General features: G+C 73.3%; 1 protein-coding gene, 1 tRNA gene and 3 pseudogenes. 3 read left to right on the top strand and 2 right to left on the bottom strand.

What is annotated here, in order from left to right:
• A pseudogene (locus tag I5E_RS18905) lies at positions 1–447 on the bottom strand (EamA family transporter); the annotation flags it as partial.
• Positions 448–545: 98 nt separating this feature from the next.
• Here I5E_RS18905 and I5E_RS18900 point away from each other — a divergent pair.
• Together I5E_RS18900 and I5E_RS22170 are read left to right on the top strand one after the other, a co-directional pair.
• A complete protein-coding gene (locus I5E_RS18900; RefSeq protein ID WP_022908366.1) occupies positions 546–767 on the top strand; it encodes a hypothetical protein in 222 nt (73 codons plus the stop codon).
• Between the two features lie 45 nt (positions 768–812).
• Positions 813–1,849: pseudogene (locus I5E_RS22170) on the top strand (LLM class flavin-dependent oxidoreductase).
• 105 nt (positions 1,850–1,954) lie between these two features.
• On the opposite strand, the gene I5E_RS18890 reads toward I5E_RS22170, so the two are convergent.
• Positions 1,955–2,028, bottom strand: a tRNA-Pro gene (locus tag I5E_RS18890).
• A 202-nt stretch (positions 2,029–2,230) separates the two neighbouring features.
• Here I5E_RS18890 and I5E_RS24890 point away from each other — a divergent pair.
• Positions 2,231–2,845 (top strand): annotated as a pseudogene (locus I5E_RS24890) (hypothetical protein); the annotation flags it as partial.

Genomic DNA, 2,845 nt, shown 5'->3' with positions numbered 1-2,845 from the left:
CTGCGTCAACCCGAGCGTGGACAGGCTCACCCGCCGCGCCGAGGACGCGAACAGCAGGAGCGGCACCGCCGTCGCAGGCCCGGTCAGCACCGTCACCAGGACGTGGAGCCCACCGGCACTCGCGAACGTCACGCCGCCGCCGAGCCCCGTCACGCCGAGCACCACGAGGGCGACCACCGCGATCGGGAGCAACCACACGGTCTCGATCGTCAGACCGCTCAGCGCGTCCACCGTGCCGCCGACGCGCTTCTTCACGAGGCCGTACAGGCCGAACGAGAACGCGAGCACCAGGGAGATCCACGGCATCTGGCCGTAGCCCACCGCGATGACGACGACGGCCACGATGCTGATGCCGACGGCGGTCCACTGCAGCGGACGCAGGCGTTCGCGGAGCACCACGACCCCGAGGGCGATCGTGACGAGCGGGTTGATGAAGTACCCGAGGGATCGTCCCGACCCACGGCGCGTTCGACGGTGCTGCGGCCACCGCCGGCGGGATCACGGCGTCGGGGTGGGCCGTCGACGTCGAGCGCGCTGCTGACCCGATGGACGTGGCCGTCGACGTCGACGGCACCCAGGCGGCGCTCCTCACCACGACGAGGCAGCGCGCCGACGTCGACCGGGCGCTGCACGTGTCCGGGGCGCACGGCTTCCGAGGGATGGTCCGGGCGGGGTCGGGGGTGCACCGCGTGTGCATCACCGCAGCCGACCCGTACTGGGGCACGAGCGGCATCGACCTCGGGTGCCGGAGCGTGCGGGTCCCCTGACCCGCCCGGACGGACGAGGACGCGTTCGTCTGCCACGATCGACACATGCCTCTCGACGGACGTCCCCTCGAACGCCTCGGCTTCCTGACCATCGGGTCGTTTGAACCGGCACGTCCCGGACCCGTTCACGAGGAGACGCTCCGGGTCATCGAGCGCGCCGAGGCCTTCGGCTTCGACAGCGCGTGGTTGCGACACCGGCACGTGCAGCACGGCATCTCCTCCCCCGTCGCGGTCATGGCGGCGGCGTCCAGCGGACCTCCCGGATCGCGCTCGGGACGGCCGTCACCCCGATCGGCGCGGAGAACCCGTTCCGTCTCGCCGAGGACCTGGCGACGGTCGACGTGCTGCTCGGCGGTCGCCTCAACCCCGGCTTCTCGTCGGGCACGCCCATGAACTACGACCTCTACCGGGAGGCGCTCTACCCGGACACCGCCGAGCACGAGGACTTCAGCGAGACCCGACTCCTGCGCTTCCGCGACCTGGTGCGGGGTGTTCCGATCGTCGACGTGGCCGAGCGTCGCGGCATCGAGGAGTTCGCCACGACCGTCCAGCCGCAGAGCCCCGGCCTCGCCGACCGGCTCTGGTACGGCACGGGCAGCACGCGGTCGGCGGTGTGGGCCGCGCAGAACGGCTTCCACCTGTTGACCTCGAGCGTCACCCGGAGCGAGATCGGCACGGACTTCGCGACGAACCAGCGCGCCCAGGTCGAGGCCTACCTCGATGCGCACCCGTCCCCGAGCTCCGCCCGCGTCTCGCAGGGCCTCGTCGTGATCCCCACCGACACGGCGACGCCCGAGCAGGAGGCCCGCTACCGGGCCTACGTCGAGGGTCGGTCGGGCCGCGTCGGCGTGCCGATGGGACCCGGGAAGCTGCTGTTCGCCGCCGACCTGGTCGGGACGTCGGCCGAGATCGCGGACCGGCTCCGTGCGGACGCCGGCTACCAGGTGGCGACGGAGGTCGCGTTCGCACTGCCGTTCTCGTTCGAGGCGGAGGACTACGCACAGATCGTCACGGACATGGCGGAGCGCCTCGGGCCGGCGCTCGGGTGGGAGCCGGAGGGCTCGGCGACCACCGGTCGCTGACGTGGTCGCCCGGAGGGATCGCGCGGGTCGCACCGTTCTGGGATGCATGCGGCGCCGCGAACGCAGAAGCCCCGACGGAACCTGCGTTCCGTCGGGGCTTGTCGGTCGGGCTGACAGGATTTGAACCTGCGACCCCTTGACCCCCAGTCAAGTGCGCTACCAAGCTGCGCCACAGCCCGCGAGCCCCGAGGGACCCACGTCGCCCGCGTCCGACCGGAGCGCGGAGCAACCGGACCAGCATAGCGGACGACGGACCCCTCCGACGCCACGCGCTGTCGTCCCGCGCGCGTCGCCCAGCGGTTCGTCCCGGCACGTCGTCGAGCCCGCACGACACCCGTCGGATTCCCAGGGTCCCCGCCACCCGGCTCGTAGGGTGGCCCGATGCGTTCCGGCCCCACCTCCCGTGTCCTCCTCGCACTCGCAGCGACCGGTCTGCTGCTCGGAGCCGCCGGGTGCACCGGAGCCCAGTCCGGGCCCACCCGGGCGACCCTGGCGAAGGCGACCGCACAGACCGTGTCGGTCGCGGCAGCGTCCGACGCCGTCGACCGATCGGTCCGGACGAGCCGCGCGTTGTTCGCGTCCGCTCCCGGGGCCGTCGTCGCGCCGGCCGGTGACGCCGACGCCGTGCGGTCCGCGGCGAGCGCCGCCGAGGCGGCCCACGTCCCGGTCCTCCTCACCGGCGGGGACGAGTCGGCCGCAGCGGGCGAGTCCCAGGGGAAGAGCGGATCGCCGGCGGCGCACGAACTCGAGCGCCTCGGCGCCCGGTGGTACCAGGCCGAGGGCGACGTCGCGATCGACACGGACGTCCCGGAGCGGGACGCGCCGGACGGCGGAGACGAGCCGGAGCCGAGCCGCGCCTCCAGGCAGGCCACCGTCGTCGTGGCGGACGCGAGCGCCGACGCCGCAGCCGTGGCGACCGCGAAGGCGGCCTATGTCGCCCCTGCCGCGCGGCGGCGTGGCGTCGGGTTGGACCTTCTGAAGGCGTTTGCCGACGAG

It is taken from the genome of Curtobacterium sp. B18 (assembly GCF_000333375.1).
Classification (GTDB): Bacteria; Actinomycetota; Actinomycetes; order Actinomycetales; family Microbacteriaceae; genus Curtobacterium.
The sequence above is the reverse complement of the archived record's forward strand: the minus strand, read 5'-3'. Positions and strand labels throughout refer to the sequence as shown.

Excerpts from the sequence above, each read along its gene's own strand:
- I5E_RS18900 (WP_022908366.1), top strand. The coding sequence starts at position 546 with ATGGACGTGGCCGTCGACGTCGACGGCACCCAGGCGGCGCTCCTCACC.